The sequence below is a fragment of the Streptomyces sp. NPDC017676 genome (assembly GCF_044329325.1).
In the GTDB taxonomy this organism is placed as follows: domain Bacteria; phylum Actinomycetota; class Actinomycetes; order Streptomycetales; family Streptomycetaceae; genus Streptomyces.
This window is the reverse complement of record NZ_JBIRJA010000019.1, coordinates 39911-53342: the sequence shown is the minus strand read 5'-3', so window position 1 is coordinate 53342 and position 13432 is coordinate 39911. Positions and strand designations below refer to the sequence as shown.

The following is a 13432-nucleotide window of genomic DNA, read 5'->3' as shown; positions in this document are numbered from 1 at the left end:
CGCCCGGGAGTTCTCAGGGTCACAGGCCCACGTCGCGGCCGCGGATGTCCGCCAGGGACTCCCGCCGGACCAGCAGGCGGGCGAGGCCGTCGCGCACGGCGACCACCGGGGGACGGCCGACCAGGTTGTAACCGGAGGCCATGGACACCTGGTAGGCGCCGGACACGGGCACGGCGAGCAGGTCACCGGGGCGGATGTCCGCGGGGAGTTCCACGCCGGCGGCCAGGACGTCACCGGCCTCGCAGTGCCGGCCCACCACGGTCACCCGGGCGGGGGCCGCGGGGCTGTGCCGGCCGATCAGCCGGGGCGCGTACCGGACGCCGTACAGGGCGGGGCGCGGGTTGTCGCTCATACCGCCGTCCACGGCCACGAACACCGTGTCTGCCGTGTGTTTCACCGCCAGGACGCGGTAGACGGCGACGCCCGCGGGGCCGGCGATCGCCCGGCCGGGTTCGATGATCAGGCGGGGCACGGGGAGGCCGGCCGTCGCGCACGCGCCGGTGAGTTCCGCGCGGACCCTGCGGGCCAGCTCGGTCAGGTCCAGGGCTTCCTCGCCGGGGCGGTAGGCGATGCCGTGGCCGCCGCCGAGGTCCAGTTCGGGCAGGGTCAGGCCGTGCTGTTCGTACAGCCGGCTCATCAGGCCGACCAGGCGGCGTACGGCGACGAGGTACGGCTTGACGCTGCTGATCTGCGAGCCCAGATGGCAGTGCAGGCCGGTGAGGTGGAGCTGTGGCTGGTCGAGGATGCGGGCGATGGCGTGCTGGGCGTAGCCGTCGGCGATCGACAGGCCGAACTTCTGGTCGTCGGTGCCGGTGCGGATCTTCTCGTGGCCGCCCGCGCTGATGCCGGGCACGACCCGGACCATGACCTTCTGGTGGCCGTCCGGGCCGACGGCGGCGGCCAGCCGGGCGATCTCGGCGGGACTGTCGATGACGATGCGGCCGACGCCCAGACGCAGGGCGGTGTCCAGGTCGCGGGGCGACTTGGCGTTGCCGTGGAGCACGATCCGCTCGGGCGGGAAGCCGGTGGTGACGGCGAGTTCGAGCTCGCCGGCGGAGCAGACGTCCAGGCCGAGGCCCTCCTCGGCCACCCAGTGGGCCATCGCCCGGCACAGGAACGCCTTCGCCGCGTAGAGGACTCCGGCCTCGGGGAAGGCGTCCCGGTAGGTACGGCAGCGGTCGCGGACCTCGGCCTCGTCCAGGACGTAGACGGGGGTGCCGAAGCGGTCGGCGGCCTCGGCGAGCGGTACGCCGCCCACGTGGAGGTCGCCCGGGCGGGGCTCGGTGGCCGAGGCGGGCCACACCGTCAACGCGGTGATGGGGCTGGTGGGTTCGTGGACCGTGGTCATCGGTGCTGCCCCTCTCAGACGGTCCGCAGTACGGGAAACCCGGAGGTGACCGCTGTGAGAGCGGTGACCGGCGTGGGAGCCGGAGCGGTGAGCTGCGGGTCCACCGTGACGGTGGTGATGCCGAGCGGCGCGGTCAGCGCGCGCAGCGCGGGCTCGGCGAGCCGGATCCACGCCTGGCCGGCGCCGAGGGTGGCGGTCAGCCGGCTCACGGAGGTGAAGCCCACGGCGGTGCGGTCGCCGAGCGGGGTGCGGAAGAGCCGGGCCGCACAGCCGGAGGGGCCCGGCCGGACCGGGACGTACAAGGGTCCGGCCGGGAACGGATCGGAGGGCTCGGGGTCGTCGTCGCCGCAGCGGAGTTCTGCCATGGGGTGCCTCCCGAAGGGCAGGAGAAGGTGGTCGGGGACGCCCCGGCCGCGGGGAGGCGGCCGGGGCTCGTCCTCGACGGTATGACCGGTCTCCGGGGGGTTCCGGCGTGCCCTGACGTGACGCTGACGGTGATCGGGTCGACCTTGACGGGATGCTGACACGCCTGGCGAGAGGGCATGCGAGGTGCTGTCAGAGGGGCGTCAGGAACTGGCGCCCGGGCTGGTCGGGGTCCTCTCGGGGAGCTGTGCTGGAAGCGGTCTTCGATCAGGTTCGCCGGCTGGGAGCCCCCGTCGGCGTGTGCGGAAGGTGAAAGCGATGCCCGAGTCCCGCACGTCCCCCGCCGGTCGCGTCGTGGTGGGGGTGAGCGGTTCGCCGGGCAGTCTGACCGCCCTCCGCCGGGCCGCCGACGAGGCCCGGTGCCGTGGGGCCGAGCTGTGGCCGGTGCTGGCCTGGGAGCCTCCCGGCGGGGATCTCGCCGCGCGCAGGTCGCCGGCGGCGGCCGTCCTGCTCCCGGAGTGGGAGTGGCTGGCCCGGGAGCGGCTGCTCAGGGCGCTGTGTGCCGTGTTCGGCGGTCCGGACACGGGAGTGCCCGGACAGGCGCTCGTCGCCCGGGGTGCCCCGGGGCCGGCGCTGGTGCGGATCGCCGACCGTCCGCAGGACGTCCTCGTGGTCGGCACCGGAGGGCGTGGCCGCCTGCGCCGGGCGCTGTGGCCGTCGGCCGGCCGCTACTGCCTCGCCCGGTCCGGCTGCCCCGTCCTCGCCGTGCCACCGTCCCCGCTCCGGCAGGCACTCGCGACCGCGCACCGCCGGAACACCTGGCGGCTGCGGCTGGACACCGGCCGCGTGGAGAGGGAGTTCGGGAGGGTGCCACCCGAGGCCTGACCCCGTCGGGCGGTGGCCGCGGCCAGGCGGTGCCCGCCGTCAGACCCGGCCTTCCGCGCGCCGGCGCCGTCGGTACCGCACGCGACAGGCGCAGCCCCGCCCCGCCGCGGGGACACGGCTCCCTGCTCCGCCATGTGAATACGGCCCCTGCTCCGCCGTGTGCATACGGCGCCCGCTCCGCCGGCCGCCATCCCGTGGTCGCCACACCCGCCCGTCGACCGTGCCGCCGGCACGTGAGCGGTCCCGGGCCGGCGCGGCCGGGGACCGTGCCACTCCGGGCCCCGCCCTACCGTTGCGGCACTTCGATCAGCCGGGGCATCTCCGCGTTCTTGCCGGCGCTGATGAAGTCGGTGACTTCGTCCAGGCTTCCGGCCCGGTGCGCCGTCACGCCGTAGCCCTCGGCGATCTTGTACTCCCCTCGCCTCTGCCGGCGCCTGCGCCTGCGCCGCGCACCTCAGCGTTCCCGCGGTCGACCGGGTGGGCACGGTGGCGCGGTCCGATCGGGTGGCGCGCGCAGGGCCGTGTGCTCCGGCGGTGATCGGCCGTTGATCGGGGCTTGTCAGCATCGAGGAGCACCAACACCCCACGGATCTGCGAAAGGAATCACTCATGGGCGAGTCCAACGTCATGCGCATCGGGGACAGGCGGCTGCGTCTGGCGGCGGCGGGCATCGGGCTGCTGGCGCTGGTGGCCGGTGTCGCCGGGGTGACCGGCGCGTCCGCCCCCGCCCCGGGGGGCGGCACGGCGGTGCACGCGGTGCACGCGGTGGCCGGGGGCGACGGTACGACGACGGGGGCCTCGGACCCGGAGGACTGGAACAGCACGGGCTCCCGCGTGGGCGACCCGATCTCGTGACACACGGGCGGGTCCGCGTGGCCTCGTAACACCACGAGCGGATCCGCGTGGCCTCGTACACCCCGGCGGGTCCGCGTGGCCTCGTACACCACGGGCGGGTCCCCGTGGACCACGCCGGTACGACGCGCGGCCCTCGTCCCCCGGCGGACCGGGGGAGGTGGGCCGCGCGAACCGGATTCCCGGAACACTGGTGAACAGCCCCCGGCCGGGACGTGTTCCGAGCCGAGGGGTTGCTTGACCCTCACACCGTGTCAGGCGGTCGACTCGGAGACATCATGTTCACCATCGGAGACTTCGCCCGGCACGGCCGCGTATCGGTCCGGATGCTGCGTCACTACGACGCGACGGGTCTGCTGCGCCCGGCCCACGTCGACCCCGCCAGCGGCTACCGCCACTACACCGCCGCCCAGCTCGCCCGGCTCAACCGGATCATCGCGCTGAAGGACCTCGGATTCACCCTCCAGCAGGTCCGGGACATCGTGGACGAGAAGGTCGGCACCGAGGAGCTGCGCGGCATGCTGCGGCTGCGGCGGGCCGAACTGGAGACCGCCGTGGCCGCCGCGGAAGCGCGGCTGGTGCAGGTCGAGGCGAGGCTCCGAGCGATCGAGAGCGAGGGGCACATGCCCACGAACGACGTCGTCATCAAGAGCGTCCCCGGCGTCCGGGTGGCCGAACTGACCGCGACCGCCGCCAGTTTCGACCCCGAGGACATCGGCCCGGTCATCGAACCGCTCTACGCCGAGCTGTTCCGGCGCCTGGACTCGGCGGGCATCACGCCCACGGGCGCCGGCGTCGCCTTCTACGAGGACGCCCCGGAGGGTGGCGGCAGGATCACCGTCCACGCGGCCGTCCAGGTCTCCGCGCCCCTCCAGGAGGACGGCGCCTTCCGCGTCCTCGACCTGCCTGCCCTCGACCAGGCGGCGACCATCGTGCACCGCGGCTCCCCGGACACCGTGCTGCCCACCGCCCAGACCCTGACCCGCTGGATCGACGCGGGCGGCTACCGGTCGACCGGGTATCCCCGGGAGGTCAACCTGGAGTGCCCGGAGAACCGCGACGACTGGGTGACGGAACTGCAGGCTCCGGTGAGCCGGGCCTGAGCACGGCGGGCGGGGACCTCCGCGCCCCTCCCCGTCCCGGGCGGCGTCCATGACGGTCATGGACGCCGCCCCGGCGGTCGAGGAGGGTCATCCGCGGATCCGGGAGGAGATCTCGGCGGCCAGCGCCGCCGCCTGGGGCACCAGGTAGAAGTGGTCTCCCTGGAAGATGCGGAAGTCGAAGCCGGAGGCGGTGACGTCCGCCCACGTGGCCAGCTCCTCGGGCGGGCAGGTGGGGTCCGCGGCGCCGCCGAAGGCCGTGACCGGCGCCTTGAGCCGTACGATCCCGGCGGGACTGTAGGCGCGCAGGAGCCGCAGGTCGCCGCGGAGCGCGGGCAGCAGCAGCGCGCGCAGTCCGGGGTCGGTGTACACCTCGGAGCCCGGTCCTCCCAGTCCGATCGCCCAGTCGACCAGGGCCTCGTCGTCCAGGGGCCCGGGGTCGTACGCGTCCCCGGAGGGGGCGGCCCGCCCCGAGACGCACACCCGGGTCAGGGAGCCCGGATACCAGTCCTCGATCCTGCGGGCCGTCTCGTAGGCGACGGACGCTCCGAGGCTGTGGCCGAACACGGCGACCGGCACGTCGAGATAGGGCGGCAGCCGGGCGGCGATCTCCTCCGCGAGGTGCTCCAGGCTCCGCGGCCACGAGTGCTCCAGCCGGTCCTGCCGGCCGGGGTACTGCACGGCGAGCAGTTCGATGCCGGGTGCGAGGCTCGCGGCCAGGTGGTGGAACACGCCGGCGGTGCCTCCCGCGTGGGGAAGGCAGACCAGGCGGGCCACGGGCGCGTCGACCGGGTACCGGCGGAACCAGGGATCGGTGTTGTCGACCAGGGTCCGCCGTGCCGTGGCGGAGGCGACGTGACGGTGCGGGTTCACCCCGTGCGCTCCCTCAGGCTCTTGGGGCGCAGGTCCGTCCAGTGGGTCTCGATGTAGTCGAGGCAGGACTGCCGGGTGTCCGCGGAATGGACGACCGTCCAGCCCTCGGGCACCTCGGCGAATTCCGGCCACAGCGAGTGCTGGTTCTCGTCGTTCACCAGGACCAGAAAGGTGCCGTCGGGGTTGTCGAACGGGTTGCTCATGGTCTCCTCCTCGGGGCGGGGTTCATGTCCGGCGGCATCCATGTTCGCGAGCGGTGATCAATGCGCGGTCAACACAGGGGGAAGGCGCGGTCAATGACGGATCCGCTGATGGCGCGGGTGAAGAAGAGGTGGAGAAGTCGTGCTCACGGCCGTCGCGCGCGACCGCCCCAACTCCCGCCACGCCGTCGGGGCGTTCACATTCCCGCAGGAAGCCTCATCCGTTACTCTGATCATCGCAACGGCATGGCAGTGTTCACATTCCCAGGGCAAACCCCTCCTGCAGTAAGGACGAAGGGTGCCAAAACTTCACGTTTCCATCCTCGGCCTGCTTCGACTGGACCGGGACGGAACGCAGGTGGATCTGGGCAGCCCGCAGCAGCAGTCCCTGTTCGTGGCACTGCTGATGAGAGAGGGCAGGACCGCCACCGCGGGGGACCTCATCGAGGCACTGTGGGGTGACGACGAGCCCACCTCGGCGACGAGGACGCTGCGCACGTACGCCTGGCGGCTGCGCAAGGTACTGGAGGAGGACACCAAGTCACCCTGCGTCCTGGTGTCGGTCGGGGACGGCTACCGCCTGGTCCTGGACGGTGACTACGTCGACTTCCAGGACGTGGAGGAGCTGGCGCGCAACGCACAGCGCGCGCGGCAGGCCGACGACCTGGAGGGTGCGTACGACCTGCTGGAGGCGGCACTCTCGCTGTGGCGCGGTGAGCCGCTGGCGGCGATTCCCGGGCCGTTCGCCGCCCGCCAGCGGGACCGGCTGAACGAAGTGCGCCTGTTGTTGCAGGAAGAACGCATGGAGATAGGTCTCGCGCTCGGCCGGGGCATCCGGTACCTGTCCGAGCTGCCCGGCCTGATCCACCGCTACCCCCTGCGGGAACGGCTCTACACGCTGCTCATGCACGCCCAGTACCAGTCCGGGCGGAGAGCCGACGCGCTCGACACCTATCGCCGGGCGCGCGAGGTGCTGATCGACGAACTGGGTGTGGAGCCGGGGCCGGAACTGCACGCGTTGCACCAGCGCGTCCTGGCGGGGGCCCAGGAGCTGCTGGCGACCCCGCCGGCGCCGCGGCCCGAGGTGACTCCCCCGGCCGAGCCGCCCTCGTCCGCGGCGGCCGGCGAGGACGCGGCGCCCGCGGCCGAGGAGGCGTCCGCCGCGTCGCCCGGCCGCGACGACCAGCCGTACCCGCACCCCGCGCAACTGCCGCCCGACCTGGTCGACTTCACCGGGCGCGGCCACCTCACCCTGACGATCAGCTCGCTGATGAACAGCCCCCACCGGTCGGCGCTGCCCCTGGTGGTGCTGGTGGGGATGGCGGGCGTCGGCAAGTCGGCCCTCGCCCTGCACGTCGCCCACACCATCCGCGACTCGTACCCCGACGGCCAGCTCTACGCCAACCTGCGGGCCGGTGACGGCGGCCCCGTACCGCCGGACGACGTGCTGGCGGGTTTCCTCGTCTCGCTCGGCTACCGTCCCGACGATCTGCCGGCGACCCTGGAGGCACGGACCGCCCTGTTGCGGACCGTGCTCAATGGGCGCCGTGTGCTGCTCCTTCTGGACGACGCGGTCACCGCCGAGCAGGTGCGCCCGCTGCTGCCGGGTTCGCCGGAGTGCGGTGTGCTCATCACCACGCGCACCCGGCTCGGTGGCCTGCCGGCGCTCCAGGTGGAGGTCGAGGCGTTCTACCCGTCGGAGGCGCTGGACCTGCTGGCGCACACCATCGGTTCCGGACGCGTCGAGGCCGAACGTGCGGCGGCGGTGGAGATCGTCGAGTCCTGCGCGATGCTGCCGCTCGCCATCCGGATCGTCGCCGCCCGGCTGGCCGCCCGGCCCAACTGGTCGCTCCGGTCGCTCAGCACCCGCCTCGCCGACGAGTTCAAACGCGTCGATGAACTCCGGTCGGGGAGCATGACGATCTCCGCCGTCTTCGACCTCACGTACCGGCATCTGCCCGAGGAGCAGGCGAGCGCGTTGCGCCGGGCGGCCACCGTCGACAGCCCCTCGCTCTCGCTGTCGTGCGCCGCGGCGCTGCTGGACGCGTCGGAGGAGGACGCGGAGATACTGCTCGACGCGCTCGTGGACCAGGCGATGCTGGAGTCGCCGGAGCCCGGCCGCTACCGGTTCCACGGTCTGCTGCGCGGCTTCGCCCGGCGCAAGGCCCTTCCGGACGAGCGGCACGAGGCGATGGCCAGATTGCTGGACTTCCTGCTGGCCTCGGCGAAGAACGCCTTCGCCCAGGTGGTGGCCGGAGATCCCATCGAGCGTGCCCTCTGCCCGACGCATGCCGCCGGTCTGTGGTTCGCCGGGCCCGAGGAGGCGCGGAGCTGGGCCGCGGAGGACGGTGAGTGCGCGCTCGCCCTGGTGCGGCAGTTGGCCCGGGCCATGGCGACCGGGGCCGGAGCGCACGGCACCGAGCCGCAGTACGACGTCCGCAGCCTGCTGCGTTCCAACGTCGACCTGCTGATCGTCCTCAGCGCGCACCGGCAGAGCCTGAACTCCACCTATTTCCAGGACGCCGTCGACCTGCTGGAGCGGGCCGTCGCCGGCACGGGGGACCCGCACGTCATGGGCAGGGTGCGGTTCCTGCGCGGCAACTACGAACTCGCGATGAGCCACTTCGCGCGCGCGGAGCAGCAGGCGTCGGTCGCGGTGCAGCACTGCCGTGCCGCCGAGGACCTGGTCATCCTGCGCCAGGCGCTCAACGACCTGGGCCTGGCCAAGCAGATGCAGGGCAGGTTCCAGGAGGCCGTCGAGTGCTACGACGAAGCCATCGACCTGGCTCGCCGGCTCGGCCACACGACGGGCGAGGTGGCCACCACGGTGAACGTCGCCCTGCTGAAGGTGCAGATGGGCGAGGCGCGTGAGGCCGAGCAGATCTGTCAGGAGGTCCTCACCGGGCTGGTGTCGCAGGAGGACACCGCCGGGATCGCCTACACCTATTACGTGCTGGGGCTGGCGAACCACAGTCTCGGCGGGTACGAGTCGGCGTTGAGCTGGTTCGAGGAGTGCCTTTCCGTCTGCATCTCCCACGGGCTGCGCGCTCGCGAGGGCCAGGCCCGGCTGCGGCTCGCGGAGTCGCTGAGGGCGGTCAAGCTGCTCGACCGGGCCATCGCCGAAGCCAAGCAGTCGGTCGAGCTGTGCGAGGAGGTGTCCGACATGCGCAACCTCGGCCGGGCACTGACGGTGCTGGGCCACGCGCTGCGCGATCTCGGGCAGGAGCCGGCCGCCCAGGAGAGCCTCACCCGCGCCGACGAGGTCTTCGCCGGTCTGCGGCTGCCTCCCGGCGCGGGACAGCCCGCCCGGCTCACGGCATTGCTCAGCGGCCGGGGGGCGGGGGGCCGGCCGTGAGTGCGGGGTCCGTGTGCGCCCGGCCCGGTCAGCGGATGCGGGGTGTCGCGTGCGAGGCGACCACGAAGAGGTTGGCGCCCCGGCCTCCCGAGTCGGGGTCGATGAGCAGTTCCTTCTCCATGGACAGGACGCGCTGGAAGACCTTCTCGTCCTGGAGCACGCGTTCCGACCGCGCACCCGGTGTGTCGGGGACGTCGGGGTAGATGAGGCTGGGGAATCCGGTGAGCAGGTCGACGCTCAGGTTCGACGCCGCGTGCGTGGCACGGATCTCCCCCGGCGTGAACAGATGCCGGTACGGCGCGGAGTTGGTGGCCCACCGGCTGCCTTCGAGGCTCCGCACGACGTGTTCGGTCTCGCCCGCGGCCAGATCCTCGAAGGCCGCGTGCCAGCGGTTCGGCAGGAACGAGACCATCAGCCCGTCCAGCGCGAGCAACCGGGTGAGCGACGCGATCACCGACCCCGGGTCGGGGACGAAGCCGAGCAGATGGTGGCTGTTGAAGACGAGGTCGAAGGTCTGTCCGGCGAGCAGGTCGGCCGCGTCGTGGACATCGGCGTTCCGGAAGCGGACCCGGTGGTCGTAACCGTTCCTGGCCGCCCGGTCCCTGGCCTGGCCGACCATTCCGGACGACAGGTCGTACAGCATTCCCGTGCTGTCCGGGAAGTGTGTGGCTATCCGGTGGGTCCAGCGCCCCGCTCCGCCCCCGATGTCCAGGAAGGTGAAGCCGGGCGGTAGCCGGGAGAACACCGACAGCTCCAGCGCCGACCACTGCAGGGCGTCGACCAGACGTCCGTACGCTCCACGCCAGTTCTCGTCGTAGCCGATGGCCTTGCGCTCGAAGAAGTCCCGCACCACGGCTGACGAGTCGTCCTCACACACATGCAACATGACACGAACCTTTCACCTTGGACCGGGGAGCGCGACAGGAGGGTTGTTCGCACGGGAGGCGGGCTTTGTGGGCCGCACGCGAGCGACGGGGCTCGACAGGCTGGTCACAGGTGGGTGACCTTTGCGGGGGCGACATGGCGCAGGGGCGCCTCCGCGCCGGTGGCCGAGCTCCCGGCGCCGGCCGCGCGAGCGCCGAGCGCCGCACGCTCCGCGTGGTCCCGGTCTGCGGCTGCACGTCTCAGCAGAGCCCATGATTCCCAAGCGGCCCGGGAGTTGTCCACCGGTGCGCTCACACGGTGTGCGGCCAGCGTCCCGTGGATGCCGACGGCACACGGGAGCGCCGACGCCGGATCTCCACGGTGTGGCCCGCGCCGCAGTCGTGGTCCAGCAGGCCTCGGGACCGGACCTGGCCGAGCTCGTGGAGCCCGAAGGAACTGCCCGGGTACACCACCCATGTCCCGTCCTCGTGATCCATCATGCGCCGCCCGTAGACCGCGTCGATCGTCCGGTCGCCGAGGGTGACTCTCAGCGGGTCGCCCGGGAGCAAGCCGTCCGCGTCGAAGGCGAACTTGGCGTTGCCGAAGTTGTCGACGTGGACGATCAGGCCCTCGGACACCGGGATACGGCGCACCGCGCCGGCTGGGAACGGCTTTCCCAGGTCCGCCGGCCGCCGGCCGGCGGCCAGAGCCCCCACCGCGGGTGCGTGGATCGTCCTGCCGCCGAACGGGACGAAACCGGGATCGTCGATGTGGAAGCATTCGGCCACTCCGAAGTCCTCGGCCAGCCAGCCGAGGGCGCCGGTGTTCGCTCCGGTGAAGACCAGACCGCCCCGCCCCGTACGGCCCACGAGGCGTTCGGTCCTCTCGGGGAGGCTGTTGAGGACGCACATGATCGTCGTTCCCGGGGCGGCGGATTCCGCTATCAGTCGCATCAGGAAAGCCGCGTTGATTTCCGAGAAGGGCTGGGCCGCCACCAGTGGCTCAATTCTCACATCTGCTTCGGGATTCAACGTCGACGCGGCATTCAGGATGGCCAGACGCATCTCAACATAGGCGACATCGGTACAGTCCGATACGATGACGATACGTGACGTCATGCCGGTCACGCTTTCCTTTCGCGAGTCTAGTTGCCGTGCACTAGCCGCTTCTTGTCCATTTTACGAAAATGTATCAGAGCGCCGCACCGCGGTTAGGAGCGAACTTCTGGATTCAGCAGCATCCGGCCACCGGCCCATCGTCCGGAACGGATCCCGCGACACCGGGTTGACGGGGCGTCGATCGCGCGTATATCGGCCTGTATTCACGACAGATCCCGTGCTGAACACGCCTTGCGAGTCTTCTCGCGTCGAACCGGACCGTTGGAAGGACAGACCGATGACGCAGCAGCAGGCCTCCACCACCCGCCAGGGCAAGCTCTCCCTCCGTACCAAGGCGCGGCTCACCGCGTCGGTGGCGGTGACCGCTCTCGCGATGGCCCTCTTCGCCGGCCCGCTGTTCACCGGCGGCACGGCGTCCGACCACACCGCCTCGGTGGTCCGCGCCGACGGCCCGGGCGACGGCGTCACCACGGACGAGTGGAACAGCACCGGCTCCTGACCGGGGTCGCCCTGAACACCCGTACGCAGATGAGGTGTCATGACGCTCTCCGACGAGTCCGCGGTCGGTCCTCCGCCGGCCACGCGTGACCACGCGGCCCCGCCCGACGCCGGAACCGCCGCGTTCTCTCCGCTCGATTTCCGCAGGGTCCTCTCCGCATGGCCGACGGGCATCGCCGTGGTCACCGCCCAGCACGCGGGAGAGCCGGCGGGGCTGGTGTGCAACAGTTTCACCTCGGTCTCCCTGTCCCCTCCGCTGGTGTCGTGGTGCGTCGGCAAAGAGTCGTCGCGTCTGGGCGTCTGGCTGCGGGCCCGCGCGTTCGCCGTGCACATCCTCCCCGCCGGGCGGTCCGATCTGGTGACCCGGTTCTCACGCAAGGACGGCGACAAGTTCGCCGGACTCGACTGGGTGACCGGGACCACCGGGGCGCCACTGCTGCCGGGCTGTGCCGCGCACCTGGAGTGCCGGACATGGCAGCAGTACGACGCCGGGGACCACGTCATCCTGGTCGGTCAGGTCGTCGGCATGGCCGAGTCCGGCGGACCGGTGCTCAGCTTCCACCGGGGCCGGGTCGGCCGGATGCCGTAGCCGCCGCCGAGCCGTCGGCGACGATCAGCCGTCGGCGCGCCGCCCGCCGGCCTCGGAGTCCCGCTTGGCCACCTCCTCCCGGACGATCGGGATCACGTACCGGCCGATGTCGATCGTGTCGTCGATGTAGTCGTAGCCGCGGAGGGTGAAGACGTCGACGCCGAGGTCGTAGTAGTCGAGCAGGGCCTGCGCGACCGTCTCCGGGGTGCCGACCAGCGCGTTGCAGTCGTTGATCCCGCCGACGAGGGAGGCGATCCCGGTCCACAGCGCGCGGTCGTACCGTTCGCCCTCCCTGGCGATCGCCGCGAGCCGCCGGGAGGCGGTGTTCTCGGCCTCACCCAGGGAGAACCTCCTCGCCGCGACCGCGGCCCCGAGGCGGCGCGCCTTCTCCCAGGCGAGTTCCTCGGTCGGCGCGATGATCGGGCGGAAACCCACCTGGATGCGCGGCATGTCGGTCCGCCCGGCCGCGCGTGCGGCCGCCCTCACCTTCTCGATCTCGGCGGCGGTGTGGGCGAGCGGCTCACCCCAGAAGGCGTAGACGTCGGCCTCGGCTCCGCCGACCGCGAACGCCGCGGGGGACGAGCCGCCGAAGGAGATGCGGGGGCCGGCGGGCTGGGCCGGCGGGAACAGGGGGTGGAAGTCCTTGAAGCGGTAGTGGGTGCCCTCGTGACTGAAGGGTTCCCGGGCCGTCCAGGCCTTCTTGACGATGCGCATGTACTCGCCGGTGCGGGCGTAGCGTTCGTCCTTCGTCAGGAAGTCGCCCTCGCGCTCCTGGTCCGCCTGGCTGCCGCCCGAGATGAAGTGGACGGCGAGCCGGCCGCCGCTGAGCTGGTCCAGGGTGGCGAAGGTCCGCGCGGCCACGGTGGGGTGGCAGGCGTTCGGACGGTGCGCCAGCAGGATCCGGAGCCTGTCGAGCCTGGCCGCGATGTAGGTGGAGACGGTCACCGGGTCGGGGGTTCCGGCGGAGTAGGCGACGAGCACCCGGTCCCAGCCGTGGTCCTCGTGGGCCCGGGCCAGTCGCAGGGCGTAGTCGCGGTCGAGGACAGCGGTGGTACGGGGGCGGACCTCGGAACCGTCACCGGTGAAGAGGGCGCCGACGAACTCGACGGGCATGGCATCCGGCCTCTCTTGATGGGCGCCTGGGCGCCGATGGAGGGCACCACTGTTTTCCAGCGCGATACGCAACGCATCAACGGCCGGCGGACCGTCGGCGGCGCACCCGCGGCGGCAGCGCCCGGGCCTGCTCGATCAGCGCGGATCACCCGAAGATCCGGGCTCGGGACAATGCCGCCGACCGGGCGGGCGAACGCCCTGCCGGGCGGGCCGCGTGGGCCGTCCCGCCGGGCGGTTCGCGTCGGCCGTCCCACCGGGCGGGCCGCGTCGGCCG

The 13432-nt window shown here is 72.3% G+C and carries 13 protein-coding genes; 6 read left to right on the top strand and 7 right to left on the bottom strand.

Annotated elements, in window-relative coordinates; all coding sequences use genetic code 11:
* Nucleotides 1–19 precede the first annotated feature (19 nt).
* Both lysA and ACH4LD_RS33875 read right to left on the bottom strand, forming a co-directional pair.
* Complete coding sequence (gene lysA / locus ACH4LD_RS33880) at nucleotides 20–1348, bottom strand: diaminopimelate decarboxylase (protein ID WP_398057952.1); 1329 nt, start codon at nucleotides 1346–1348, stop codon at nucleotides 20–22.
* 14 nt (nucleotides 1349–1362) lie between these two features.
* Entirely contained in the window at nucleotides 1363–1713 is a 351-nt protein-coding gene (locus ACH4LD_RS33875) for an SAV_915 family protein (protein ID WP_398057950.1), read from the bottom strand.
* A 316-nt stretch (nucleotides 1714–2029) separates the two neighbouring features.
* Between ACH4LD_RS33875 and ACH4LD_RS33870 the strand changes: the two genes are divergently transcribed.
* The 3 genes from ACH4LD_RS33870 (at nucleotide 2030) to ACH4LD_RS33860 (ending at nucleotide 4551) form a co-directional block, all read left to right on the top strand.
* The gene (locus tag ACH4LD_RS33870; RefSeq protein ID WP_398057949.1) at nucleotides 2030–2596 is read left to right on the top strand and encodes a universal stress protein; all 567 of its coding nucleotides are present in this window, start codon (nucleotides 2030–2032) and stop codon (nucleotides 2594–2596) included.
* 609 nt (nucleotides 2597–3205) lie between these two features.
* Complete coding sequence (locus ACH4LD_RS33865) at nucleotides 3206–3451, top strand: hypothetical protein (RefSeq protein WP_398057948.1); 246 nt, start codon at nucleotides 3206–3208, stop codon at nucleotides 3449–3451.
* 275 nt (nucleotides 3452–3726) lie between these two features.
* A complete protein-coding gene (locus ACH4LD_RS33860; protein ID WP_103810608.1) occupies nucleotides 3727–4551 on the top strand; it encodes a MerR family transcriptional regulator in 825 nt (274 codons plus the stop codon).
* Nucleotides 4552–4638: 87 nt separating this feature from the next.
* Here the strand turns inward: ACH4LD_RS33860 and ACH4LD_RS33855 are convergent, their stop codons facing one another.
* The gene (locus ACH4LD_RS33855; RefSeq protein WP_398057947.1) at nucleotides 4639–5421 is read right to left on the bottom strand and encodes a thioesterase II family protein; all 783 of its coding nucleotides are present in this window, start codon (nucleotides 5419–5421) and stop codon (nucleotides 4639–4641) included.
* Nucleotides 5418–5624 carry an MbtH family protein gene (locus ACH4LD_RS33850; RefSeq protein ID WP_398057946.1) on the bottom strand — a complete coding sequence of 69 codons (207 nt, stop codon included), beginning with the start codon at nucleotides 5622–5624 and terminating at the stop codon, nucleotides 5418–5420. The genes ACH4LD_RS33855 and ACH4LD_RS33850 overlap by 4 nt, the downstream gene beginning before the upstream one ends.
* Before the next feature lie 355 nt (nucleotides 5625–5979).
* On the opposite strand from ACH4LD_RS33850, the gene ACH4LD_RS33845 reads away from it, so the two are divergent.
* Entirely contained in the window at nucleotides 5980–8976 is a 2997-nt protein-coding gene (locus tag ACH4LD_RS33845) for an AfsR/SARP family transcriptional regulator (protein WP_398057945.1), read from the top strand.
* 28 nt (nucleotides 8977–9004) lie between these two features.
* On the opposite strand, the gene ACH4LD_RS33840 is transcribed toward ACH4LD_RS33845, so the two are convergent.
* Both ACH4LD_RS33840 and ACH4LD_RS33835 read right to left on the bottom strand, forming a co-directional pair.
* Nucleotides 9005–9862, bottom strand: coding sequence for a class I SAM-dependent methyltransferase (locus tag ACH4LD_RS33840; RefSeq protein WP_398057944.1), 858 nt, complete (start codon nucleotides 9860–9862; stop codon nucleotides 9005–9007).
* A gap of 289 nt (nucleotides 9863–10151) precedes the next feature.
* Complete coding sequence (locus ACH4LD_RS33835) at nucleotides 10152–10967, bottom strand: hypothetical protein (protein WP_398057943.1); 816 nt, start codon at nucleotides 10965–10967, stop codon at nucleotides 10152–10154.
* Nucleotides 10968–11235: 268 nt separating this feature from the next.
* On the opposite strand from ACH4LD_RS33835, the gene ACH4LD_RS33830 reads away from it, so the two are divergent.
* Together ACH4LD_RS33830 and ACH4LD_RS33825 are read left to right on the top strand one after the other, a co-directional pair.
* Nucleotides 11236–11457, top strand: coding sequence for a hypothetical protein (locus tag ACH4LD_RS33830; protein WP_398057942.1), 222 nt, complete (start codon nucleotides 11236–11238; stop codon nucleotides 11455–11457).
* 39 nt (nucleotides 11458–11496) lie between these two features.
* On the top strand, nucleotides 11497–12045 hold the full coding sequence (locus ACH4LD_RS33825) for a flavin reductase family protein (RefSeq protein WP_398057941.1): 549 nt from the start codon (nucleotides 11497–11499) through the stop codon (nucleotides 12043–12045).
* A gap of 24 nt (nucleotides 12046–12069) precedes the next feature.
* Here ACH4LD_RS33825 and ACH4LD_RS33820 read toward each other — a convergent pair whose 3' ends face one another.
* Nucleotides 12070–13158 (bottom strand): LLM class flavin-dependent oxidoreductase, encoded by a 1089-nt coding sequence (locus ACH4LD_RS33820; RefSeq protein ID WP_398057940.1) that lies wholly within the window; start codon nucleotides 13156–13158, stop codon nucleotides 12070–12072.
* Nucleotides 13159–13432: the final 274 nt, after the last annotated feature.

Excerpts from the sequence above, each read along its gene's own strand:
- ACH4LD_RS33865 (WP_398057948.1), top strand. The coding sequence starts at position 3,206 with ATGGGCGAGTCCAACGTCATGCGCATCGGGGACAGGCGGCTGCGTCTG.
- ACH4LD_RS33830 (WP_398057942.1), top strand. The coding sequence starts at position 11,236 with ATGACGCAGCAGCAGGCCTCCACCACCCGCCAGGGCAAGCTCTCCCTC.
- ACH4LD_RS33840 (WP_398057944.1), bottom strand. The coding sequence starts at position 9,862 with ATGTTGCATGTGTGTGAGGACGACTCGTCAGCCGTGGTGCGGGACTTC.
- ACH4LD_RS33875 (WP_398057950.1), bottom strand. The coding sequence starts at position 1,713 with ATGGCAGAACTCCGCTGCGGCGACGACGACCCCGAGCCCTCCGATCCG.
- ACH4LD_RS33820 (WP_398057940.1), bottom strand. The coding sequence starts at position 13,158 with ATGCCCGTCGAGTTCGTCGGCGCCCTCTTCACCGGTGACGGTTCCGAG.
- ACH4LD_RS33850 (WP_398057946.1), bottom strand. The coding sequence starts at position 5,624 with ATGAGCAACCCGTTCGACAACCCCGACGGCACCTTTCTGGTCCTGGTG.
- ACH4LD_RS33870 (WP_398057949.1), top strand. The coding sequence starts at position 2,030 with ATGCCCGAGTCCCGCACGTCCCCCGCCGGTCGCGTCGTGGTGGGGGTG.
- ACH4LD_RS33860 (WP_103810608.1), top strand. The coding sequence starts at position 3,727 with ATGTTCACCATCGGAGACTTCGCCCGGCACGGCCGCGTATCGGTCCGG.
- lysA (WP_398057952.1), bottom strand. The coding sequence starts at position 1,348 with ATGACCACGGTCCACGAACCCACCAGCCCCATCACCGCGTTGACGGTG.
- ACH4LD_RS33825 (WP_398057941.1), top strand. The coding sequence starts at position 11,497 with ATGACGCTCTCCGACGAGTCCGCGGTCGGTCCTCCGCCGGCCACGCGT.